At 54.4% G+C, this 24,485-nt stretch carries 21 protein-coding genes; 7 read left to right on the forward strand and 14 right to left on the reverse strand.

Translation table 11 applies throughout. The features are described 5' to 3' along the window. Positions 1 to 220: 220 nt before the first annotated feature. Positions 221 to 1,078, forward strand: coding sequence for a 5'-nucleotidase, lipoprotein e(P4) family (locus tag E6C51_RS16245; protein WP_230987379.1), 858 nt, complete (start codon positions 221 to 223; stop codon positions 1,076 to 1,078). Positions 1,079 to 1,128: 50 nt separating this feature from the next. On the opposite strand, the gene E6C51_RS16250 is transcribed toward E6C51_RS16245, so the two are convergent. The 5 genes from E6C51_RS16250 to E6C51_RS16270 all read right to left on the reverse strand — a co-directional run bounded on the left by E6C51_RS16250 (position 1,129) and on the right by E6C51_RS16270 (position 6,600). Further along, positions 1,129 to 2,214, reverse strand: coding sequence for a lipocalin-like domain-containing protein (locus tag E6C51_RS16250; protein ID WP_190236746.1), 1,086 nt, complete (start codon positions 2,212 to 2,214; stop codon positions 1,129 to 1,131). Continuing rightward, positions 2,204 to 4,612, reverse strand: coding sequence for an ABC transporter permease (locus E6C51_RS16255; protein ID WP_190236825.1), 2,409 nt, complete (start codon positions 4,610 to 4,612; stop codon positions 2,204 to 2,206). Before E6C51_RS16255 ends, E6C51_RS16250 begins: the two co-directional genes overlap by 11 nt. Further along, entirely contained in the window at positions 4,612 to 5,268 is a 657-nt protein-coding gene (locus E6C51_RS16260) for an ABC transporter ATP-binding protein (protein WP_190236747.1), read from the reverse strand. Before E6C51_RS16260 ends, E6C51_RS16255 begins: the two co-directional genes overlap by 1 nt. Before the next feature lie 96 nt (positions 5,269 to 5,364). Further along, on the reverse strand, positions 5,365 to 5,607 hold the full coding sequence (locus tag E6C51_RS16265) for a PilZ domain-containing protein (RefSeq protein ID WP_146936259.1): 243 nt from the start codon (positions 5,605 to 5,607) through the stop codon (positions 5,365 to 5,367). Positions 5,608 to 5,889: 282 nt separating this feature from the next. After that, entirely contained in the window at positions 5,890 to 6,600 is a 711-nt protein-coding gene (locus tag E6C51_RS16270) for a GntR family transcriptional regulator (protein ID WP_190236748.1), read from the reverse strand. A gap of 262 nt (positions 6,601 to 6,862) precedes the next feature. Here E6C51_RS16270 and E6C51_RS16275 point away from each other — a divergent pair, with 262 nt between their 5' ends. From E6C51_RS16275 to E6C51_RS16295, 5 genes are read left to right on the forward strand one after another with little or no spacing between them, the layout of a single operon-like run. Next, positions 6,863 to 7,939 (forward strand): ABC transporter ATP-binding protein, encoded by a 1,077-nt coding sequence (locus E6C51_RS16275; protein ID WP_190236749.1) that lies wholly within the window; start codon positions 6,863 to 6,865, stop codon positions 7,937 to 7,939. Positions 7,940 to 7,979: 40 nt separating this feature from the next. Further along, a complete protein-coding gene (locus E6C51_RS16280) occupies positions 7,980 to 9,269 on the forward strand; it encodes an ABC transporter substrate-binding protein (RefSeq protein WP_190236750.1) in 1,290 nt (429 codons plus the stop codon). 60 nt (positions 9,270 to 9,329) lie between these two features. Further along, positions 9,330 to 10,235 carry an ABC transporter permease gene (locus E6C51_RS16285; RefSeq protein ID WP_190236751.1) on the forward strand — a complete coding sequence of 302 codons (906 nt, stop codon included), beginning with the start codon at positions 9,330 to 9,332 and terminating at the stop codon, positions 10,233 to 10,235. A gap of 3 nt (positions 10,236 to 10,238) precedes the next feature. Beyond that, a complete protein-coding gene (locus E6C51_RS16290) occupies positions 10,239 to 11,057 on the forward strand; it encodes an ABC transporter permease (protein WP_190236752.1) in 819 nt (272 codons plus the stop codon). An 11-nt stretch (positions 11,058 to 11,068) separates the two neighbouring features. Next, positions 11,069 to 11,803: an aspartate/glutamate racemase family protein gene (locus E6C51_RS16295; protein WP_190236753.1), complete on the forward strand. Its 735-nt coding sequence runs from the start codon at positions 11,069 to 11,071 to the stop codon at positions 11,801 to 11,803. Positions 11,804 to 11,860: 57 nt separating this feature from the next. Here the strand turns inward: E6C51_RS16295 and E6C51_RS16300 are convergent, their stop codons facing one another. From E6C51_RS16300 to E6C51_RS16340, 9 genes are all read right to left on the reverse strand, one after another. After that, positions 11,861 to 13,675, reverse strand: coding sequence for a bifunctional diguanylate cyclase/phosphodiesterase (locus tag E6C51_RS16300; protein WP_190236754.1), 1,815 nt, complete (start codon positions 13,673 to 13,675; stop codon positions 11,861 to 11,863). Between the two features lie 282 nt (positions 13,676 to 13,957). Then, entirely contained in the window at positions 13,958 to 14,809 is an 852-nt protein-coding gene (locus E6C51_RS16305) for a fumarylacetoacetate hydrolase family protein (protein ID WP_190236755.1), read from the reverse strand. 99 nt (positions 14,810 to 14,908) lie between these two features. Then, entirely contained in the window at positions 14,909 to 16,321 is a 1,413-nt protein-coding gene (locus E6C51_RS16310; protein ID WP_190236756.1) for an FGGY-family carbohydrate kinase, read from the reverse strand. Continuing rightward, positions 16,318 to 16,641 carry an L-rhamnose mutarotase gene (gene rhaM / locus E6C51_RS16315; RefSeq protein WP_190236757.1) on the reverse strand — a complete coding sequence of 108 codons (324 nt, stop codon included), beginning with the start codon at positions 16,639 to 16,641 and terminating at the stop codon, positions 16,318 to 16,320. The genes E6C51_RS16310 and rhaM overlap by 4 nt, the downstream gene beginning before the upstream one ends. A gap of 1 nt (position 16,642) precedes the next feature. Further along, on the reverse strand, positions 16,643 to 17,674 hold the full coding sequence (locus E6C51_RS16320; protein ID WP_230987381.1) for an ABC transporter permease: 1,032 nt from the start codon (positions 17,672 to 17,674) through the stop codon (positions 16,643 to 16,645). After that, positions 17,671 to 18,672 (reverse strand): ABC transporter permease, encoded by a 1,002-nt coding sequence (locus E6C51_RS16325; protein ID WP_190236758.1) that lies wholly within the window; start codon positions 18,670 to 18,672, stop codon positions 17,671 to 17,673. The genes E6C51_RS16320 and E6C51_RS16325 overlap by 4 nt, the downstream gene beginning before the upstream one ends. Positions 18,673 to 18,681: 9 nt before the next feature. Further along, a complete protein-coding gene (locus E6C51_RS16330; RefSeq protein WP_190236759.1) occupies positions 18,682 to 20,217 on the reverse strand; it encodes a sugar ABC transporter ATP-binding protein in 1,536 nt (511 codons plus the stop codon). Positions 20,218 to 20,292: 75 nt separating this feature from the next. Continuing rightward, a complete protein-coding gene (gene rhaS, locus E6C51_RS16335) occupies positions 20,293 to 21,270 on the reverse strand; it encodes a rhamnose ABC transporter substrate-binding protein (RefSeq protein WP_230987385.1) in 978 nt (325 codons plus the stop codon). Positions 21,271 to 21,343: 73 nt separating this feature from the next. Continuing rightward, entirely contained in the window at positions 21,344 to 22,156 is an 813-nt protein-coding gene (locus tag E6C51_RS16340) for a DeoR/GlpR family DNA-binding transcription regulator (protein WP_190236761.1), read from the reverse strand. A 200-nt stretch (positions 22,157 to 22,356) separates the two neighbouring features. On the opposite strand from E6C51_RS16340, the gene E6C51_RS16345 reads away from it, so the two are divergent. Further along, positions 22,357 to 24,453 carry a bifunctional rhamnulose-1-phosphate aldolase/short-chain dehydrogenase gene (locus tag E6C51_RS16345; RefSeq protein WP_190236762.1) on the forward strand — a complete coding sequence of 699 codons (2,097 nt, stop codon included), beginning with the start codon at positions 22,357 to 22,359 and terminating at the stop codon, positions 24,451 to 24,453. Positions 24,454 to 24,485 lie beyond the last annotated feature (32 nt).

Consider the following 24,485-nt stretch of genomic DNA (forward strand, 5'->3'; position numbering starts at 1 on the left):
GCCTTACTTTGGTTTTCCATGCAACACTATCACGGGCCACCATCGATTGCCCACATAATCGCCTTTTATAATTGCCCGAAGCAAACGGCATGCCATGCAACCAGCAACAGGCTCACCGACAAGTGATGGGGTGGACAGTGATGGCGCTTGACGCAAGCACCACGACAAACAAGCATCGCCTATAGTCCACCTGTCATGCGTGACATCAAAGAAGAGCCAGATGATGACATTGAAACTTCTCTCGCTAAGCGCACTTGCCGCCGCCACTTGCTTGCTTTGCCAAACAGCTGCATTTGCAGCCGACGGCAGTGTTGCACAAAATGATAATTTGAATGCCACGCTTTGGCATCAGACCTCGGTTGAGTTTCAAGCCAACGCATTGGGTGCCTATGCACTAGGCAAAATGCGCCTTGAAGAGGCGCTGAAAGATAAAAACTGGACCGCCCTGCCCAGCCAGACCGGCGATTATCAAAATCTCCCTCCAGCCGTTGTGCTGGACATTGATGATACGGTCTTGAACACCTCGGCCTATGAGGCGTGGAACATCACCGCAGGCACGAGTTTTTCCGGCAAGACATGGACGGATTATGTCAAAGCCAAAAAGGATGTGCCCATTCCCGGCGCACTTGAGTTCACCCAATATGCGGCATCCAAAGGCGTAAAGGTGTTTTACGTCACCAATCGCACCAGCGAAGAAAAGCCCGCGACGATTGAAGAAATGAAGGCGATGGGCTTTCCATTCGATGAAAAGGTCGACACATTTTTAGCAAAGAAAGACCAGCCAGACTGGACCTCTGCCAAGGGCACACGCTTCGCCTACATCGCTAAGAATTACCGCATTGCGCTGCTGTTTGGCGACAATTTCGGCGATTTTACCGATAAATTCAATGGATCCGTGGCAGAGCGCCAAAAGGAGTTTGATGCAGACGCGGCCCATTGGGGGCATGATTGGATTGCGATTGCCAATCCCATGTACGGCTCATTTGAAAGCGCCCCCTTCAACAGCAATTACAAGCTCTCTCCAGACCAACAAAGGGCTGACAAAATAAAAGCCCTTACGCCATGGAGTGGTCAGTAATCGGCTCCAGACCTCCGATTCCATGCGTATCGGAGGTCATCTCTGGATGATCAATATCCGGTCATTTCCAGATATCCGACTCCGTTCTGACTGCCGGAAAAGCGAATTGGTCCCTCCCAATAGGCGAAGGCAACTGGCATCCAGCTTTGCGGGTTGAGAGGCTTGGTGGTGATGCTGAGGCCCTTTTCCGGCAGCTCCAGCCGCCATTCCACCGGAATATCATGCCCAGAGACGTTTGCCCGCTTGAGCGGCGTCAGTTTCAACGCGCCCGGCTTTAACAATTGCGTGGTGCCATCGGCTGCAATCCAAGTGGCAACAGTGTAATCACTGCCTTTGCCGCGCAAATGAAAGCCCATCATTTTTGCGCCGCCATCAAAATGCAACGAGAACCAATCCCAGCCGGTTTGTTCGCTGCTGAGCGGTTGTGATGACCACTCGCGATCCGCCCAGGCTTTGCCCGTTACCGCAACATCGCCAGTCGGCAAATGCAGCGTACCCGTGACCGCGTAAAACGGTTGTGAGTAATAATAACTCGCCTGCCCCGTGGCCGATTTGACCGAATAGCCCTTGTCACCCTGCAACACCAAAGGGCGATCAGCCCGAAGAGAGAGATCATAGCCAAAATTGCTGCCATGGGCTTTCAGGTTCACATTGGCAATTGCATCTTGCGAAGCGCCATCTTGGCCTTCCGCCTTTGCCGTCATCGCCCAATCGTCAATCCACGCATGAAAAGGCGATGCATTCACCCCCGCTTGCCCAATGCCGCCGCGGGCAAATTTTTCGGCAACATAATGGTGTTCAGCCGAGGTCACCGCGGCATGTCCCATCCATACTTGCGGACTATCCCAGCCTTTTTCTTCGCCGGGCGCCAAAGCTGAGCGAAACAGCGTCCACTGCACCCCATAGTCGCGGCCCGCCGCGTCTTTGAGATTGGCAGTCACATACCACCACTCAATGCGAAAATCATTGTGGGGACCATGATCCGCTGGAAATGAAAACACATGGCCGGGTTGCGGCACAGCAAAACCATTCCCTGCCGCCGTGCCAAGGCCAGCAAAGCCTTGCGCCGTTGCCAGACTTCCGCTCAAAACCCACGACAGCCAAAGCCAGACCAGACGTTTCACATTAGCGTTCATTGGCAAAGACTTTCAACAGATCGGAAGGTTTGAGACGCGCGATTGCCAGCAACGGCACGAGAGCCGCAAAAAAAGCAGCCACGATTGCAAGACACCCCAGGGAAAGCCATTGCATGGGAAAGACATGCATCGGCAAGCGCCAGCCAAAGGCCTCAACATTGACAACCGCCAACAGCACCCACGCCAGCGCCAGCCCGGTTGGCAGTGCCGCCACCATGGTAAACAGCGCCAGCGCCAACGTGCGGCAAAGCTCAAGCGCAATCAGCTTTTTTCGGGTCAGCCCCATGGCCCATAGCGGGGCAATCTGCGCGATCCGCATGTTTGAGAGCGTCATCAAACTTGCAAACATGGCAAGCCCAGCCACCCCCAGCGTCAGCACGTTCAACACCGCCGTCACTGCAAACGTTTTTTCAAAAATCTCCAAAGAACGCTTTTTGATAGATGCCTGATCCACGACATTTTGATTGCCGAGGCCAAATTCATCTTTCAAGGCCTGCCGTAAGGCGTCCACTTTTTCCGGCGCAATCCGCACACCAAACCGCAAACGCGACAGATCAGAAAAGCGTTTGACGAGATCCTTTTGCGAGACAATCACCTCCTCGTTGGGATTGCCGTAATCGGAATAGACCCCCAGCACCTGCGTTTGCCAACCGCCGGGCATGGGCAGTGCATCACCGGGCTGCAAATGCGCTCGGCGCATCATCTGCTCGTTCAGCAAAACCCCCTCGCCTTTTGTCAGGCGATCCCAAAGCCCCGGCATTGATGCAATGATCGGCCAGTGTTTACGATAGGTCTCATCATCCACCACACCATGGATCTCGACATTTTTGCCCAAAACGCGGCCTTGGGCACTCCAGATCGGCAAAACGGCGTCGGCCGTTGTTTCCAACCACGCATAGAGGCGCGGAACGTCTGCATCGTTGCGTGCTGTCACGTAGAGCTCTGCCGCCAGACGTTGATCGAGCCACCCAACGAAGGTCAGTCGAAAGCTGGACACCATCGTGCCAACCCCGACATTGGTGGCCAACGCCAACAGCAGAGCCATAAGCGCCAGCGATAGACCGGGCAATTGCTGGCGGGTATCGGCAAAGAACCATTGCATCACAGGCTTTCTTGCCATGCTTTGCAGCAGTTTCAGCAAGGGCACCAGGAGGGCGGGCAACGCCAGTGCTGAGGCTAGCAAAAGCGTACCCAATGTTGCAAAGCCCGCCACCAGCCCTTGGCCAATCTGCATCAAAATCGCGGTTGCGAGAAACAGCACAATTGAGCCTGCAACCTGAAAACGCCACGCCGCTTCGGACGCCATGGCCCAGGCCCGCGGATTGGACGCAGCCAAAAGCGGCATGCGCCAAACCTGCCACAGGCTTTGCCCGGCAGACGCCAAGGTGCCAAACACGGCAATGCCAATGCCAGTTGCCCACCATTGCGGGCGAAATGCGAGAGAGCCGGGAATGTCGGCACCATAAAGCCCACGCAGGGTCACAGCCACATCCGGCAACAGTACGGATGCCACAACATAGCCGAGTGCAACGCCGGCAATGCCGGCGAGCAGCGCAAACGCCAAAAGCTCACCAAAAAGCAAAAGCAACAAGGCCCTTGCCGAGAGGCCGAGCGAGCGAAGAGTGCGAAACGTGGCGCGTCGTTGTTCAAACGCCAGGCGCACGGCAGCGTAAACAATAAACAGCCCCACCACAAAGGACAGCAAGCCAAAGGCCGTCAGGTTGAGATGAAAGCTATCGGTCAGACGCGCCAGATCACCTTCGCCATCGGGCGCTTTGAGCTGCAATGCGTTGGATATCGCGGTGAGGTCAGCCTGTTGCAGGTGCTGTTGCGGCGAAACCACCAGACGGCTGATATGCTCCCCTTGCCCCAAAAGTGCTGTGGCTCTGCCAATATCGGTGAAAACAGTGGCATAAGGCAGATCGTTCACCACGGTGAGAGGCGGGGTGTCTTGCCCCTGCAAGGCATCGGCCGTTGCTTTCGACACGACCCATTGCCCAGGTGCCAGCAAGAAACGCGCGATATCACCCCCGCCGCGCAAATCCACCGGTTGGGCCACCGGCGGCAAAGTGAGCGGATCAATGCCAATCACATGCAAGCGAAGGCTGCCTGCACGAATATCACCCTCCAGCACCGGCGACACCAGCCATCCATTCCGGCGCATGTTCACATAGGTCTGCACCGCAATGGCGCTGCCATCACGGTTGGCAATTTCAAACAGGCGGTTTTGCCCCAGCATGGCCGCGGCACGGGCATAGGATGCGCGCGCCTCAGCATTGATGGCCTGAACTCCGGACCAGAGCGCCGTGGCAAGTGACAGGCCAAGCAGCAGCATCGCCAGTTGCAGGGGCTTTCGGTGCCAATGGGACAGCAGAGCGGAAAATGCGGCGCGATACATCACGCAACCAATCCGGCACGTAAATGCACCTGCCGATCGAGCAAAGCGGCCAGCCTTGGCGAATGCGTCACCATCAACAGAGCGGCACCCGTTGCGGCAACCAGAGACAGCATTAATTCCATCACAGCATCGCCGGTGGCCTCATCGAGATTACCGGTTGGCTCATCGGCCAAAACCAGCTTTGGCCGAACCGCAAGGGTGCGGCCAATGGCCACCCGCTGCTGCTGCCCTCCCGACAATTGCTCCGGGTAGCGCTTCAAAAGCGTCGAAAGACCGAGGCGCTCGACAAGCTCCGCCTGCCAAGTGGGGTCAAATCGTCCTGCCAAACGAGCATGGAAGCCAAGATTATGCGCCACATCAAGCGATGGAATTAAATTGAATTGCTGAAAAATCAAACCAACGCTGCGGCGCCGCAGCTTTGCCCGCCCGGCCTCGTCAAGCGCAGAAATATCCTGGCTGTCCACAACGACCTTGCCAGAATCTGCACCATCCAATCCTCCGGCCAGATGCAGCAGAGTGCTTTTGCCACTGCCCGATTCCCCCGTCAGCGCCATGGTTTCGCCTTGCCCCAACGTCAGACTGACCCCGTTGAGAACCGCAAGCGGCCCTTCAGATGTCGGGTAGGTCTTTTTCACGGTATCCAGCAGCAGTACCATCAATGTTATCCGCTTCGATTGTATGGAGACGAGAGATAACGCTCAATGGCGCCAACGAAAAGTCCTATTCCTTTCGAAACAGTGGGACGTCGCGATTTAAACAAACTCGATGCCAAGCTCTTTCAGGTTGCGCCATCGCACCACGCAATGGCGTTTTTCAAAGCCATCCATCAACACATCAAAATCATCTGGAACAGCCAGAAAGTTATCGCCAACAAGTTTGGCACCGATGTCGGAAAGGTTCTTGACCGTACAATCCATGGTGGAACTGCCGCCTTTCAACACGATGCGTGCTGCCTTTAGCGCCCTCTGCCTCGAAACCTTGCGCTTTTCTGTCATAAATCGCCTCTAGAGTCTGTCAGGTTCAAATTGAAGCTGGCAGACTCTAGAGTCCTTCGTTTTCGTTTGTCTATTCACGAAAGCCGGATCCCACTTTTCCCTGACAAATTCTGAGCCATTTACCCGGTGCTGAAGGTATGAGTGGAAGGATAAACTTGTGCTACTGCATAATTCCTTAAATCGGAATCGATTTAAGGAGAAAATTATGCAGCTGATTTAAAACGTTACAGCACCGTGCGCCATGTATGGCGCACGGTGCTGTAACAACAAAACGGTGATGGCTCACAGATCCAGCGCATCTTTCAATGCCAGACCGTCGCGCACACGCAAATCCAGATCGGCTTCGATATGGTCGATATGATGCAGCATCAGCGCACTTGCGCGCGCTGCATCGCGCTGTGCCATTGCCTTTAAGATTGCTTGATGTTCGCTGTGGCCGCAACTGGACGCACCAGAGCCGCCATAGAGAGCAATCACCAGCGAAGAACGCGCCACCAATTCATCCATAAATTTTTGCAGAATCACGTTGCCTGCGACCTTGGCCAGCAACAGATGAAAATCGCCCGATGCCTTGATTTCCGCGCGCCGTGCCGATGGCCCTCTCTGATGCAGATGGAGCGATTCCTCTTCCAATTGCTTGCGAAACGCCTCCATATCCTCGTCGGTCAAGCGGGCAACCGCTGCGGCCATAATGCCCGGCTCAATCAGGCGGCGCGACGCAAACACCTGTCGCGCCTCATCCGGCGATGGATTGGATACAAAAGCACCCCTATTTCGTTCTGTATTTATCAGCCCCTCGAACGCAAGCATCTGCAATGCGCTACGCACCACCGTTCGGCTCACCCCAAACAGCTCGCCAACCTCAGCCTCAGATAATTTGGTGCCGGGGGTCAAACGACGGTCAATGATCGCATTTCGCAAGGATTCGCGAATGACCAGAGCCCGATCTTCGGCATTTGTCTCAGTCAAAGGGATTTTTTCTTCCAGAGGCATAACATGATCCGTACTGCGAATTCTCATCTTACATCAGCGTGTAAAATGCACAACGGCTCAATTGCCGACACCGTAAAATGATATTGCATACAATTTTGCCATTTTCACAAAACAATCGCCAATAATTTGCGCAAAGCTGCTCATATTCGCGCGCGGCAATATCGAAACCAAAAAAATCTCCAAACATATCAGCGCGCTACGAGCCTGCCAGCAAACTGGCACGCCATATGCATCGATAGAAGCGGACATAGGGGATGACCGCATGAAAAAAGCCGCCGCCATCGACATTGCTGCCGTTTCAAAAATCTACGGTAGCACCACTGCCGTAGACAATATCAGCCTCAAAGTGGCCGCTGGCACCTATTGCTGCCTGCTGGGTCCATCCGGTTGCGGCAAGACGTCAACGTTGCGCATGATCGCTGGTCATGAAAGCGTCAGCAGCGGCGATATTTTGCTGGGCAACACCAATATCACCGATCTGCCACCAGCCGCGCGCGGCACGGCCATGATGTTTCAATCCTACGCCTTGTTTCCGCATCTCGATTTGATTGAAAACGTCGCTTTCAGTCTGAAAATGAAAGGCGTGGACAAGGCGGCGCGACAGGCAAAGGCCCTGGAAATGTTAAGCTTGATGCAGCTGGAGGCCTATGCCAGCCGCAAGCCAGCGCAATTGTCGGGCGGGCAACAGCAGCGCGTGGCATTGGCACGCGCTTTGATTACCGATCCAGAAGCCCTGCTACTGGACGAGCCACTCTCTGCGCTTGATCCGTTCCTGAAAATCCGCATGCGGGCTGAATTGAAAAAGCTGCAAACCTCGCTCGGCATTACTTTTGTACACGTCACCCACAGTCAGGAAGAAGCCATGGCGTTGGCAGACCTGATCGTGGTGATGAACAATGGCCGGATTGAGCAAGCCGCCCCACCACGCACGCTGTTTGAGGCACCCGCCACCGCATTCGTCGCCCGCTTCATGGGGGATCACAACGTCATTTCCGGCCGCGCAACACAGGTTTCAGAAAAGAGCGCAACAATTTCCGTGGCGGCTGGCGGCAATTTTGTGGCCACAGGTACAGCCGAGCTTAACACCCCGGTTGACATTGCCATTCGCACCGATCGTGTCCGCATCGGCCAAAGCGATGTCCCAGGCCTCGGCTTCACCGGCTCGGTGACCAACGTTGAATATCGCGGTGCCACGGTCAAGCTCATGCTCAGCGGCGCAGGCGTTGAAGATTTTACCGCCATTCTGTCCGATGCCGCCTATTTCGCCAATCCGGTGAAGGTCGGCGAGGCAGTTTCGCTTTGCTGGAACAGCGCTGACGCGATTGTTCTGGGCAATTGAACGCAGTCAAACCCAAAGAAAAAACCAGAGGAGAACTTTCGTGACTGATATCAAAAACACCAAATCAGGCGTAAGCCGCCGCGCCTTGCTGAAAACCGGCGCCGCCGCTGCCGGTCTTGCCGCTGGTTCGGGCATTATTACCGGCTTTCCAACCATTTGGGCGCAGACAAAAATCACCCTTCGCCAATTTGGCACCGGCGTTTCCAACATCAACGCCATCGCTGAAAAGTGCAAAGCCGATCTCGGCATTACACTGGAAATGACGGCCACAGATTCCGACGCCGCAGCCCAACGCGCCGTGACCCAGCCGAATTCTTACGATATCGCCGATATCGAATACTGGATTGCCAAGAAGGTGTTTCCCGCTGGCGTCTTGCAGCCGATGGACGTGAAAAAGCTGAAATATTACGACAAGATCGTACCACTCTTCATCGACGGCAAATTGAAGCCCGACAGCGTCATTGCCCAAGGAACAGCCCCGCACACCGTTGGCTTTGTTGAAAAGCCCGGTGCCAAAACATTTGCCAAGGCACCCACCCAATGGATGACGATGGTGCCCACCATCTATAATGCCGACACGCTCGGCATTCGCCCTGATCTGGTTGGCCGTGAAATCACCAGCTGGGCCGATATGATGGACCCAGCGTTCAAGGGCAAGGCTGCCATTCTCAACATTCCATCCATTGGCATTATGGATGCCGCGATGATTATGGAAGCCATGGGCAAGATCAAATATGCTGACAAGGGCAATATGACCAAGGCCGAGATCGACAAAACCATTGACTTCATGATCAAAGCCAAGAGCGACGGCCAGTTCCGCGCGTTCTGGAAGAGCTTTGACGAAAGCGTCAACCTGATGGCGTCGGGCGAAGTGGTGATCCAATCCATGTGGTCGCCCGCTGTCGCCGCCGTTCGCAGCAAAGGCATTGCCTGCAAATATCAGCCATTGAAGGAAGGTTATCGCGCCTGGGGTGGCGGTCTTGGCCTTGCCTCGCATCTCAAGGGCGCGCAGCTCGATGCTGCCTATGAATATATCAATTGGTACACATCCGGTTGGGTCGGTGGCTACCTCAACCGTCAGGGCTATTATTCTGCCTGCATGGAAACCGCCAAGAACTTCATGACTGCGGACGAATGGGGGTATTGGATCGAAGGCAAGCCTGCACAGGGCGACATCCTGTCTCCAGAAGGCAAGATCATGGAAAAAGCCGGTGCCGTGCGCGATGGCGGCTCGTTTGAAGACCGCATGGGCAAAGTTGCCTGCTGGAACTCTGTGATGGACGAGGACCGCTACATGGTTCGCCGCTGGAACGAATTCATGGCGGCCTGATCTGATTTTGCCCCCGCTTAATCGGCGGGGGCATTGACCGTGCTCCAAGGGACAAAAGCGATGACGACAGTAAGATTTCTCGGGGTTGGCGAGCCGAAGCCAAGGCAAACATGGCGTTTGCCCGGCTGGTTGCCTGCCTATCTGCAAGCGGCACCTTTGGCGCTGATCCTTGGCTGTTTCCTGCTTTTGCCAATTTTGATGATCGCGGTTGTCAGTTTTTGGGATTATGACTTCGCTCAAATGTATCCAGGCTTTGTCACCTTCAATTATAGCGAAACACTGGGATCATGGGTGACGTGGAAGACCTATCTGAACACACTGCGTTTCGCCTTTATCGTATGGGCCATCACCCTGTTCATTGGTTTCTGGATTGCCTATTTTCTGGCGTTTCACATTCGCACCGCCGCCATGCAAAGCGTGCTGTTTTTGGTCTGCACGGTGCCGTTTTTAACCTCCAATGTCATTCGCATGATTTCGTGGATACCCGTGCTGGGACGAAATGGCCTTGTCAATCAAGCCCTCTTGGGCAGCGGCATCATTCCTCAGCCGGTTGAATGGCTGCTCTACTCTGACTTCGCTGTCGTTCTTGCCATGGTGCATCTCTACACGCTTTTCATGGTCACGCCGATTTTCAACACGCTGATGCGTATTGATAAATCGCTGATTGAGGCTGCGCGCGATGCCGGTGCCTCAAGCTGGCAAATCCTTACCAATGTCATCCTGCCACTGGCCAAGCCGGGCATGGCGATCGGCACAATTTTTGTGGTGACACTGGTGATGGCCGATTTTTCCACGGTGCAAGTGATGTCCGGCGGGCAAAGCGCATCAGTGGCGCTGATCATGAAAAACCAGATGTCTCTGCTGCAATATCCGGCAGCGGCCGCCAATGCCGTGATCCTGCTCATCCTTGTTTTGCTGATGGTTGCCGGAATTTTGCGCATTGTTGATATTCGAAAGGAGCTTTGAGCGATGGGACGCGAAAAACGCAGCCGCGAATTCTATTGCCTTGCAGGCTTCTTCACCCTGTTTGTGCTGTTTCTTTATGGCCCGCTCTCTGCCATCGTCATCCTGTCCTTTCAGGGCGAAAACGGCGGCCTGACCTTTCCGCTCAATGGCGTCTCGCTGCACTGGTTTGCAAATCTGTTTGAAACACAGGCCGTGGGCGATTTTGGCGGCGCGTTCAAACGCTCACTCACCCTTGGCTTGATGGTCATGGTGGTCACCGTTGTGGTGTCATTGCTGGCGGGATTGGCTTTCCGCCGCAAGTTTTTCGGCGCAACAGCGCTGTTCTATCTCGCCATTGCCAGTCTCGTCGTTCCCTCCATCATTATATCGCTTGGCATCGGCGTGGTGTTTCAGCAGCTCGGGTTGCAGCCAAGCTGGTACACATCGGCATTCGGTGCTCATCTTACCTGGACCCTGCCCTTTGGCGTGCTGATCATGTTTGCAGTGTTCAACCGTTTTTCTCCTGCCTATGAAGAGGCCGCCCGCGATCTCGGCGCCTCATCCTGGCAGACCTTCCGCTACGTTCTGCTACCCATGATTGCGCCAAGTTTGATCGGCGTCGGCCTGTTTGGCTTCTCGCTCTCCTATGACGAATTTGCCAGAACATTGATGGCAGCCGGTACATTCAACACCTTGCCGCTGGAGATTTACGGCATGACAACCAATGTCACCACGCCCGTGCTGTACGCACTGGGCACAGTGACAACCGTGTTTTCCTTCCTCGTCATCCTGTTCACTCTTTTCCTGATCCGGCGTCTCAATAAAAACCGCGGCGCGGCCTGATTGGACATTTCATGCGCATTCTTTTGGTCAATCCAAACACAACCGCCAGCATGACAGCAACGGCTGCCGATGCAGCCCGCAGAGTTGCCTCCAAAGGCACCGAAATCCTGCCCCGCACCTCAAAAATGGGACCGGCCTCGATTGAGGGCTATTATGATGAGGCGCTGGCGGTTCCCGGCCTGTTGCAAGAACTCGCTTTAGGCGCAAAGGAAGGCGCGCAAGCGGCCATTATCGCCTGCTTTGACGATACTGGACTTGATGCAGCGCGGGCTATGGCAAACATGCCTGTGATCGGCATTTGTGAAGCGGCCGTTGCAACTGCGGGCTTTATTGCCCAGCGGTTTTCGATCGTCACCACCATGGAGCGCTCGCGTCTGCCCATAGAACATCTTGTTCAACGCTATGGAGCCGCTCACCGCTGCACCGTGCGCGCCGCTGATATTCCCGTCTTGTCGTTGGAAGATCCAACCTCCAATGCGCGCGCGCGTTTAAAAGCGGAGATTGCCACAGCCCTTCGCGAAGATCGCTCAGATGCCATCATTCTCGGCTGCGCTGGCATGGCCGATTTGGTCGATGCTTTCACGACGGAATTTCAGGTACCGGTAATTGACGGTGTCGCAGCCGCAGTAAAACAGGCTGAAGCCTTGATCGCCCTTGGCCTCACCACAGGTAAAACCAATGCCTATGCCAGCCCGGTGCATAAGCCCTATAGCGGGTTGTTAGCCGGTTTTCAGCCGACGCATTAGAGTGCGGCAGGAACAAATGGAATCCGGCTTTCCGGAAAAGGCAAACGAAAACAGTCTTTAATGGGCAACTCGCAGCATAGGCACGATCGCGTTTTTGTCGGCCTGGTGGCGCAACAGCAAGGTTGCCTGCTCACGATCAACTGCTTTGGAGAACAAAAAGCCCTGGCCACAGAGACAGCCTAAACTGGAGAGAAAATCACGCTGTTCTCGCGTCTCAATGCCTTCTGCTATGACTTTGAAGTTCAATTTTTCCGAAATTGACAGCAAAGCTTCAACAATCACCGATGCTGATCTGTCGAGGATCATGCGCTCAACAAACAATCGGTCAATTTTGATAATGTCCAAGGGTATTGTAACAAGGTGGGTGAGTGAGGCAAATCCGGTGCCGAAATCGTCAAGCGCGACTTCCATTCCGGCTTTACGCAATTTTGCGATTTGGCTTACAACCGATTGCTCCTGACGCCCAATGTAAATGGATTCGGTGAGTTCAATCACGATCTTATTGGTCGGCACACCCGCATTTTCAAGAACTCCGACGATATTTTCCGAGAGTCGGCCATCCAGAAAGTCGCCTGCTGAAACATTCAGCCCGACCCGGCCAAAATCCAACCCAAGATCCATCCAGCGGCGCGCATCTGTTGCGACAATTTTCAAAATTCGACGCGTAAGTTCGGCTGCAAGGTTCGCATCCCGCGTGGCTTCGTGAAAGTGGGAGGCAGAAATCACCTCGCCCTTTCGATTGGTCACGCGACATAGTGCCTCCAATCCAAGAATACGCCCGGTCCGTAAATCGACAATCGGCTGATAGTGCGCATCAACCCGCCCTTCGCGCAGAGCATCCGCCAACAGCTGAAAAGCCCCAAAACGGCGCGCAAAGCGCGAACCGGAATTGCGCGAATATTCGACGAATTGCCCCCGCGCCCTGTCTTTTGCCTCATAGAGGGCAAAATCCGCATTTTGACGGATTTCAGCAATGCTTTCGCCCACCACGGCAACCGCCCCGCCAATCGTGCCAGACGGATAAATGGTCTGCCCTGCGCATAAGCACGGTGCCTTTAGACAATCCAATATATGACTGGCGAAAAACCCGAGATCGACACATTCATCACCACGAACAATCACGGCGAACTCGTCTCCACCTAAGCGAAATGCGCTATCAGCGCCGCAGAGGCTGTGAAGTCTGCGGCCAACCGAGGCGATCAAATCGTCACCGGCCAAATGCCCAAAGGTATCATTGACGAGCTTGAGATCATCCAGATCCATCAGCAGCAAGCCCCAATGCCTTTTGGCGGCATCCTCAAGTGCAATCATTTCATTGAAGCGCGATCGATTGGGCAATCCGGTCAGGGCATCCGTCTGTGAAATGCGGCGGCGTTCAATGGATCGGAGTTCCCGGTCCATTCCGATTGCACAGAGGTGGACGCAGGCCGCCACAATCTGTTTCTCAAAATCACTCGGCCCACGCTCTCGAAAAAAGTAGAAGGCGAAAGTACCCAGAACCTTACCATTGGAAATAATCGGGGTGGACCAACAGGCCTTGAAACCAAACGGTAGGGCAAGATCCTTAAACGCCGCCCAAAAAGGATGCGTCGCGATGCTCTCCACCAGAACAGCGCTTCCACGGGAGGCGGCAGTGCCGCACGATCCCATCCCCTCGGCAATCCTTAAACCATCAATGGCGGTGGCATAGGACGCCGCTATCGATGGACCTGCAAGGTGATGTAGACAGCAATTATCATCCAGCGAAAGGACAGAGGTGACGATATCCGGCACCATATCCTCCACAGCTCTGCAAAGACAATCCAGGGTATCGTCAAGCCCATCACCCTTGGCGATTTTCTCCAAAATCATGTTCTGAAATGCCGTTAACATGCGCTGTCCCGCCTAATCTTCTAAGAGATTACGTTAGACATATCGTATTAAAGAGGCATTACAAATACCACGATCAAAGACCCATCTGAATTTAGGGTAAAAAACTCCTTGCGCAGAGAAAGAGGTCAGGGTCGGGAAACAACAACGAAGGCTACGGCATAATTCCTTAAATCGGAGTGGATTTAAGGAGAAAATTATGCCGCAGATTAAAAATGCGACAGCGCCGCCTCTCTGCGATGCTGACGGGCCCAAGGCATGATCCTTGACCCCTGCACTCCGGGCCTAGATCTCCGCAATAACAGGATTGCGCAACAGGCCAACACCCGGAATATCCACCTCAAACACGTCGCCTGCTTTCATGAACAAAGGGGGCTCGCGCCGTTCGCCAACACCGCCGGGTGTGCCGGTGACAATCACGTCGCCTGCGGAAAGCGCGGTGAAGGCTGAAAGATAAGCAATCAACTGCGGAATCGAGAAAATCAGATCATCAAGCGTTGCTTGCTGCACAACCTCACCGTTCAAACGACCAGTGATCGAGAGTTTGCGATAGTCACCCACTTCATCCGGCGTGACAAGCGCCGGGCCAAAGCCAGCAGTTGCAGGATAGTTCTTGCCGGGGACAAATTGCGATGTATGGCGCTGCCAATCGCGAACAGAACCATCATGATAGCAGGAATAACCAGCAATGTGGTCGAGAGCGTCTTCTTCAGCAATGTTGCGACCACCGCGCCCAATGACGACAGCCAGTTCAGCCTCGAAATCAAGACTGTTTGAACGCGCTGGCTTCACCATGGGTTGGCCGTGACCAATCTGGGTATCGGCAAAACGGGTAAATACAGTTGGATAGCCAACCTCAGGACGTTTGGTTTCTTCACGATGGGCAACGTAATTCACGCCAATGCACAAAATCTTTGCAGGGTCGGGAATGACCGGCAAGAGAGCCACATCGGAGAGTGCGAGTTCCGGCTTGCGATCTTGCACATAATCGCCAGCGATTTCCAAAAGATCGTCGAGAATTGCTTGCTTCAATGTCAGGCAATCATAGCTCAACCGCCCGGTCAGATCGACAATACCGCCCTCAACCAGAGCGCCGAAGCCTGCGCGCCCGAGGCGGGTGAAACTGACAAATTTCATAGAAAATTCTCCCAAATGGATATTGAAGGCAAATCGGCTCAGGATTTCTATCAACCGCCACTCAACAAACCAAGCCCTATCCTTTCAGGCGCAATCACGTCAGCGTGCGAAATGAGCGCTCTTTCCAACGCGCTCAAGAAAGTCCTGCTGGTAGCGCAGGGTGTCAATCAAACCGGCTGGAATGATCGTATCATGCACATCAGGCACCGATATGCCTGTCAACAAGGCGGCCCCCTCGGCCGTTCCTGTGGGCGTGCCACCCTGCCCCACATGCACATTGCGCCCCGTGATAGAGGCGAGAGCGCGCAAGTAGATCCGGTTCTTTGCAAATGGGCCTTCAACAACAATAGGTCCATCAGCATCGACAATGGCAAGCGAGCTTGCCGTCATCAGCGCCACATAAAGCAAGATGGCGACATATCGCTGGGCCTCATCCGCTGGCTCATTGACCCAGCGTGTCGTCTGTCCCGGAAATGGACCGGAACCGGCAACAACATTCGGCAAGAGCATCACGTCATTGGCAATCACCGCTTTTACCGCCTCATCCATGCAATCGTCGTCGGGCTCCGAGAGCCCCTTTGTCAAAACCTCAAATTCGCGCCCGCCCATGTAGCGCGCCGAGGGAACGGACTTGCCAAAAACATCAACATTGGCCAGCGTATCGCGGCGCGGATCAAGTGCCTCGGTTTTACAGCCAACCGCAAAACTGATGATCCAGGTGCCCGTTGACACGACTGAAAATGGCGCTTTACGACGCATCAACTGCGGGAGAAGAGAGGCATTGCTGTCATGAATGCCGCAATAGACTGAAACCGGTTCTTTTAGGCGCAATTGGTCAGCGATCTCGCGCTTGAGCGGCCCCAGCACCTCAAAGGCAGAGCGAACCGGAGCCATTACCTCCAAAAGTCCAAGTTTCTCCACCAGTTGAGAATATTGCCCGACAACGGGATTCCAAAGGTCTGTGTGGCACCCAAGCGAGGTCACTTCATTGGCGGCCACTCCGGTGAGCCGAAATGCCCAATATTGCGGATAGGTCAGAATTGTTTTGACCTTCGCAAACTCGCTGGCAAATACTGTTTTTTGATAATGCAGCTGCGCACCGAGATTAAGCCCGCAGGGCAATAAAGGTGAGCAGGTTTCATTAAAATCGGGCCTGAGAGCCTGATAGGCCTTTTGAACCTCGTCAGAATAGGGATGTTCATAATCCAGCACCGGCAGCGCGAGTGTGCCATCCGCCTTCAGCAAGGCCGCACATGCGCCGTGGGTGGTGATTGAGATCGCATCAAAGCCCGGTGCCTGTGTAAGAGATTGGAGCGCATCGATCATGAAATGCCAAAGCCGCTCCGTGTCAAAATGAGGGTATGGTCCATCCATGATCACAGTATTGGCTGTGCGCTGGCCCGCCAATTCGCTGCCGCTCACAGCATCAATGACCACAACCTTGACATTGGTTTTACCAATATCAATCACGGCAATGCGTTGGTATTGGGGGCGTTTGTATTGTTCGGTCATGGCATATAGAAAACCGGCTTGAGTTCGACAGAAACGGGAGAGTTGTCCGGATTGCTGACCATGATATCCGCCATATGCGCCCACCAACGCTTCATCACCGGGTGATCTGGCAAATCTGCCATGCCATGATCGGCGCTGCGGGTTAAGATGCCAAAGAGCGTATGGGTCTCAGCATCGAGGTGAATGGAGTAATCGCTCACCCCCGCATCCCGTAGCAAAGTGACCAATTCCGGCCAGATCTCATCATGGCGCTTGCGATATTCCGCTTCCATGCCGGGATGAAGATGCATTTTGAAGGCATATTTTTCACTTAAAGACATATCAATTCCTCATATCGCGCATGCGACGGCCAATAATGGGCAAGGCTATGGTGATGATGAGCAATAGGCCGATAAAGATCGACATCACGATGCCGGGCACATTCAAAAGCCCAAGGCCAAAGGTGACCAATCCCATCACAAAAGCCGCAATGACCACGCCGCCGATGGTGCCCGACCCGCCCAAAATGGAAACCCCGCCCAACACCACCATGGTCACGGCTTCAAGCTCCCAGCCTTGCGCAATGGATGGCCGCGTCGAGCCAAGCCGCGAGGTGAGGCAGACCGCAGCAATGCCACTCATTAACCCCGTCAGCACGAACAGAATGAATTTGACCCGCTCGACCGGAATGCCGGAAAACCGCGCTGCCAAGGGATTGTTGCCGATCACAAAGACCTGACGTCCAAAGTTGGTGGCGTGCAGCAAAATGGCAAACGCTGCCGCCAGCACAAAGAACAGCACCAATTCGAACGATAACGGACCGAAAACATACCCCTGTCCGAAATACGCAAAACTCTCCGGGTAATTGCCATAGGCTTTATCGCCCAGCACCAGATAGGAAATGCCGCGAAACAGGCTCATCGTACCAATGGTGACGACAATTGAAGGCAGTTTCAGCCCCGCCACCAAGGCACCGTTGAACATGCCGCACGCAAGCCCAACACCAATGCCAATCGCCACCAACCCCGGTGTGTCCACACCCATTTGTGCGGCAGCGCCCATGGCTGTTGAGGCAATGGCAATGATGGCTGCGACAGAAAGATCGATTTCACCAGCAATCACCAACAAGGCCATGGCAAAAGCAATCATGGCTTTTTCAGTGAAATTGAACGTGGCGTCAGAGAGATTCCATATATTGAGAAAATAGGGCGACGCCAGCGAATTGGCGATAAAAATCAAGATCGCGACACCAAACAGCAGAACTTCCCAACGCCCCATAAGGCGGCGCAAGGGGGTGCCTAAGCGGTCTGGAATGCTGCGCTTTGAGATTGCCTGATCTGAGCCTGTCTTGGTCATTGAGCCTGCCTTGGTCATGCTGCAACCTCCCCGGCTTTGCCACCTGCTGCGCGATCTCTCAAGATGATGCGGCCTTTTTTGCGCTCGGAGCGGGCGTTAAACACCACGGCCAACACGATGACGATGCCCGAAATCGACATTTGCGCAAAAGGTGAAATGCCAATCACCGGCAAGGCGTTTTTAATCACGCCCAAAAACAGAGCGCCAAGAACGGTGCCAGCAACCGTGCCAATGCCACCTGCAATCGAGATGCCGCCAATCACGCAGGCCGCTACGCTATCGAGTTCAAACCCATTGGCCACATCCACATAGGCCACCGCATAGCGCGACACCCAGAGATAGCCACACAACCCCGCCATACCGCCCGATAGCATGAAGGCAAAAAATTGCGTGCGACCAATATTGATGCCAGCATAAACCGATGCCACGGCATTGCCGCCTGCCGCATAGGTCGCGCGACCAAAGCTGGTGCGGGTCAGCACAAACCACATCGCAAGCACCACGCCAATCGCAATCCATGACAGAATGGGCAGACCCAACACAGAATATCTTGGAAAGTTCAGAAAGTCCGGCGTCATCTGATAGGCATTCACCCACGCCCCGCCCGACAGCACAAAGGCCATGCCGCGATAAATCGTCAAGGTGCCCAGCGTCACCACAATCGGCGGGATCTGCAACAGCCACACCAGATAACCATTAATGGCACCAAGAGCTGCCCCACACACCACCGCCAGCACAATCAACAACACAAGCGGAGTACCGGGAAAAGCCGCGTTGACCATGGCAATCGCCATGCCGGTCAGCGCCAGATTGGCCGCCACCGACAGATCAATGGACTTGGTGAGGATCACCACCATCTGGGCCAGAGCCAAAATGATCAAAATGGCGGTATCGTTGAAGATTTTGGCGAGGTTAGCTGGCTCGGCAAATCCTGACGCTCTGGTGGCAAACCCGCCAATCAGCAGCACAACAATCAGGCCAAGCGCGATCTCTCGATGTTTCAAAAGGCTTTTCATTTCAACCCCTCATGCATTACCGGTGGCGGCGCGCACCAATATCTCTGGCGTCAGCCCGTCACGGTCGAAAATTCCCGCCTGCAAGCCCTCCCGCATCACCATCACCCGGTCTGACATGCCCAAAATTTCGGGCAGCTCTGACGAGATCATGATGATGGAAAGGCCCTGGGCGGCAAGCTCGGAAATAAAGCCATGCACCGCCGCTTTGGAGCCGATATCGATGCCCTTTGTGGGTTCATCGAGAATGATAACTTTCGGCTGCGTGGCCAGCCATTTGCCAATCACCACTTTTTGCTGATTACCGCCGGAGAGCGTGCCAACCGGCACAGACAGGGCGGCGGCGCGCAAATCCAGCCGTTCGGCATATTGCCGCGCCAAGGCAAACTCATTGATCGCGTTGAGAAAACCGCGCGCCGATGTGCGGGCCAGAGATGGCAGCGACATATTCTGATAGATCGGCATTTGCAGCGCCAGGCCATGGCGACCGCGCTCTTCCGGCACATAAACAATGCCCGCCGCAATGGCATCGGACGTGGAGCGAATGGTGAGCGCCCTGCCCTCAAGGCTCAATCTGCCAGACGCTGGGCGGGTGATGCCAAACAGGGATTGGCATAGTTCAGAGCGGCCCGCTCCAATGAGGCCATAGACGCCCAGGATCTCGCCTTTGCGCAGATCAAAAGAAATATCGCGAAACTCGGTTTCGTGGCAATAGCGCTCAACGCTGAGCACCGGCGCGCCAATATCAACGTGCACCTTGGGAAAGGCATCATGCACATCGCGACCGACCATCAGCCGCACGATTTCGTTTTGCGGTGTGTCTTCCAGCTTGCCAGCACCCACCATTTTACCATCGCGAAACACGGCGAAATTCTCGGCAATTTCATAGACTTCATCAAATTTGTGGCTGATGAACAAAATGGCTTTGCCTTCGCGCTTCAGGCCTTCAACAATGCGAAAGAGATCATCGATTTCCTTGCGTGAAAGCGCCGCCGTTGGCTCGTCCATAATCACAATGCGGGCGTCGACAGAAAGCGCGCGGGCAATGGCCACCAGATGGCGCTGGGCAATGGACAGATCTTTGAGCTTTATTGTCGGATCGATATCACTTTCCAGCCGCGCCATGAGTTGGCCTGCGCGCGCATTGATGCTGACCCAATCAATAAAGCCAAACCGGGTTTTGGGCGCATGGCCGATAAAGATATTTTCGGCGACACTCAATTCATCAAACAGCACGGTTTCCTGATGGATCGCCGTAACACCCACGTCAATGGCAGCTTGAGCATTGGCAAAGTGCACCGGCGCACCATCAATGATGATCTCACCCTCATTCGGGCGATAGATTCCGGTCAAAATCTTCACGAGGGTGGACTTGCCAGCACCATTTTCGCCAATCAAAGCGGTCACTTGGCCGGGGTAGAGCGCAATATCGACACTGTCGAGCGCCTTCACACCGGGGAAGATCTGAGAAATGCCCCGCATTTCCAAAACGGGCAGCGCGACCGGCAAAGCCGACGCATCAAGCGCTTGGGTTTGAACACTCATCATTGGTTTCACCAGATACAAATCAAGGTTTCCCGGCAACATCTGCTGCCGGGATTGATGACGTAAGACTTGGGAGGATCAGAAAATTTTGGAGAACTGATCGATGTTCTTGGCGTCATAGATGAAGGGATCGGCCATGGCGGCTTCGCCCTTGTCATCAATCTTGATCTTGCCCATGCGACCCACAGGAATTTCAGTTCCCGGCTTGCCGCTGGCATCACCCTTGACCAGATGATAGGCGATTTCTGTGGCGGTGTAGCCCAGGTCAATCGGGTTCCAGATGGCAAACTCCTTGGTGGCACCAGACTTTATGGCACCGGCCATCTCAGAGGGCAGACCAAGACCCGTGACATAGACCTTGCCGATTTTGCCAGCATCTTTCACGGCCTGCGAGGCAGCCAGCACGCCAACCGTGGTCGGAGCCACAATGACCTTCACATCGGGGTGAGAGGTCATGATACCTTGCGCTTCGCGATAGCTTTTATCCGCCAAGTCATCACCATAGACGGTGGTGGTCAATTTCAGGCCAGGAAAATCCTTAAGCTGCTTTTTCATCTCGCCAATCCAGATGTTCTGGTTGGTGGATGTGGTGGTGGCCGACAAAATGGCGAAATCACCCTTGCCGTCTGGCAGATGATCGGCAGCGAGTTTGAGGCACATCTTGCCAATCAACTCATTGGAAGACGGATTGAGGTGCATGATGCGGCCAGCAGGGGCGACGCCCGAATCCCAGGAAATAACCTTGATGCCACGCTGGGCTGCCTTTTTCAAAGCGGGCACGACCGCATCGGGATCATTGGCGGAAATGGCAATGGCATCAACGCCTTGAGCGATGAGGGAGTTAATCACCTCAATCTGGCCTTCTGCCGTTGTCGTCGTCGGGCCGGTGTAAATAATCTTGACGCCGCCCAGTTCCTTTGCGGCCTCTTCCGCGCCCTTGTTGGCCGCTTCAAAAAAGCCGTTGCCCAAGGACTTCACCACAATGGCAATCTTCATGTCGGCAGCATACGATGCACCCGCTGTTGCAACAAAAGCAATCGCGGCTGCGCCAAACAGTCTTCTGGATAATTTCACAGTTCTTCCTCCCAGTGTTAATTTGATCGTTCCCCCCAAACGATCGCATCGCTCCTCAGGCGACCGAAGGGGTATTCTCCTTTTCCGTTGAGGCCGAAACCTTCACCGTCAAAAGCTTAATGCCAGCGGCCTCCACCATCGCAGCCGCTTCATCCGACACACCATCATCGGTGATAATGGTCGAGACATTGTCGAGCGGGCAGAGGATCATGCTGGAGCGGCGCGAAAACTTGGTGGAATCGACCATGACAATCAATTCTTCCGCCTGCCGCATCAAACGCTGCTCGCTTTGAATAACCAAGGCATCCGGCTCCATCACCCCAAGCGCATTGATGCCTTGCGCACCGATAAACATGCGCTGCGCATAAAAATTGCGGATCGCATCATTCTCAAAGGGTGACAGAATGAGGCTCTGATCGCGATAAATCGAACCACCCGGCACATTCACATTGCATTTGGAATGTTTCACCAGATGTTCGGCAATCGCAAACGAATTGGTCATCACCTGAAGGCGACGCGCGGACATGAAATGCACCATTTGAAACGTCGTCGTGCCGCCGTTGATGATGATCGACGAGCCTTCCTCACACAAATCAACAGCGGCCCGCGCTATTGCGCGTTTCTTATCATTGTTGATCGTTTCTGACACTTTGAACGGCCGCGCCGCCAAATTGCCCTGCTGAGGTGGATGCAGCGCTTCTGCGCCACCACGCACCCGCCTGACTTTACCCTGAACATGCAAAGACGCAATATCACGGCGAATTGTCGCCTCGGACGCCTCTGTCAATTCGGCAATATCCTGCACTGTTACAACAGGCTTTTCCTGAACAGCGCTGATAATAATGCGATGGCGTTCACGTTCGTGCATGGCGTCCTCCTGATGGCGATTTATTCATAAACTCTTTACGTCGTCAATCACAAACGATCAAAATAAATTATATTGCGCCGCACAATGCAAATTTATGATCGTTTTTGATTGACAACCTCTCAAACTTTGCGCGATACCTTCACCCAAGATGGAGGGCCAACTGCATTCAGTGGGCCAATAAACGCCTTTGGGAGGATTGCATGACAGGCCAACCACGCCTTCTTGATAACCGTTGGGATGATTCTTACGCAGCCACGCTCGATGAACCTGGCAAGTTGCTCTATCGCTCCAATCTTTTGGGCGCTGATAAGCGCATCACCAATTACGGTGGCGGCAACACCTCGGCGAAGGTGATGGAAATTGATCCGCTGACAGGCCAGACCGTTAAAGTATTATGGGTCAAAGGGTCTGGCGGCGATGTGGGCACCATCAAGCTTGATGGCTTCGCCACGCTCTATCAAGACAAGCTGGATGCTTTGAAGGGTATTTATAAAGGCGTGCATGACGAAGACCGCATGGTTGGCTTTCTGCCCCATTGCACGTTCAATCTCAATCCGCGTGCAGCGTCGATTGATACGCCCTTGCACGGTTTTGTGCCCTTCACGCATGTCGATCACATGCATCCCGATGCCATCATCGCCATTGCAGCGGCTAAAAATTCCAGGGCGTTGACGCAGGAAATCTTCGGCGATGACATCGGCTGGCTGCCTTGGCGGCGCCCCGGTTTTCAGCTCGGTCTTGATCTGGAAGCCTTTGTCAAAGCCAACCCGAATGCCAAAGGTGTCGTGCTGGAAAGCCACGGCCTGTTCACCTGGGACAATGATGCCAAGCTGTGTTACGAACTCACACTTGAGATCATCAACAAAGCCATCATCTGGTTTGCAAAAGAAACCGAAGGCAAGGTGATTTTTGGTGGTGCTGCGACAACATCGCTGCCCGCCGATCAGCGCCGCGCCATTGCCGCAAAACTCATGCCCGAAATTCGCGGTCGCATTGGCAAGCTTGAGCGCAAGCTGGGTGATTTTGACGATCAGGACGCTGTGCTTGAATTCGTCAATTCCAAGCAATTGAAGCCACTCGGCGCGCTTGGCACCTCCTGCCCCGATCATTTCCTGCGCACCAAAATCCGCCCGTTGATTGTGGAGTTTGATCCGGCCAAGCCGGACGTTGATGCGGTTATTGCAGGCTTGGACAAAGCACTGGAGGATTACCGCGCAGATTACACGCGCTATTATGAAGCGTGCAAGCACGAAAACTCGCCTAAAATCCGCGATCCCAACCCGGTGATCTTTCTCATCCCAGGCGTTGGCATGCTGTCTTTTGCCAAGGACAAGGCAACAGCGCGGATTGCAGGCGAATTTTACGTCAACGCCATCAACGTCATGCGCGGAGCCTCAACCGTGTCGGAATATCAGGGCCTGCCAGAGCAGGAAGCCTTTGATATCGAATATTGGTTGCTCGAAGAAGCAAAGCTGCAACGCATGCCCAAGCCCAAGAGCCTGGCTGGCAAAGTGGCCTTTGTCACCGGCGGTGCCGGCGGCATTGGCCGGGCAACAGCAGAACGGCTGGTGTCTGAGGGCGCTTGCGTAGTTCTGGCCGATATTGACGCGGAGGCGCTCAACACAACCGTGACGGACTTTGCCAAGCGTCACGGCGCAGATGCGGTTCGTTCTGTTGTGCTGGATGTGACCAAAGAAGATGCGGTGATTGCCGCCTTTGCGCAAAGCGCCGTTGAATTCGGCGGTGTCGATATTCTGGTGTCCAACGCTGGCATTGCCTCTTCCGCACCTGTGGAAGACACGACGCTTGCGATGTGGAACAAGAATATCGATATTCTTGCCACGGGCTATTTCCTGGTGTCGCGTGAAGCCTTCCGGCTGTTCCGGCGTCAAAATCTCGGTGGCAACGTGGTGTTTGTGGCCTCCAAAAACGGCCTTGCGTCATCGCCCAATGCCTCGGCCTATTGCACGGCCAAGGCCGCTGAAATTCATCTGGCCCGTTGCCTGGCTCTCGAGGGGGCAGATGCCGGTATTCGGGTCAACACCGTCAATCCCGATGCTGTGTTGCGTGGCTCGAAAATCTGGAATGGCGAGTGGCGTGAGCAGCGGGCGGCGTCCTCCAAGATCGAAGTGGACGATCTTGAGGAACATTACCGCAAACGCTCGATGCTGAAGCTCAATGTATTCCCCGAAGACATTGCTGAAGCGATCTATTTCCTTGCATCGGATGCCTCGGCCAAGTCCACCGGCAATATTATCAATGTGGACGCTGGCAATGCGCAAAGCTTCACACGATAGGGGCTTCACACGATAATCGGAATTGATCGGGA

The sequence above is a fragment of the Gillisella terrae genome (assembly GCF_004801395.1).
In the GTDB taxonomy this organism is placed as follows: Bacteria; Pseudomonadota; Alphaproteobacteria; order Rhizobiales; family Rhizobiaceae; genus Allorhizobium; species Allorhizobium terrae.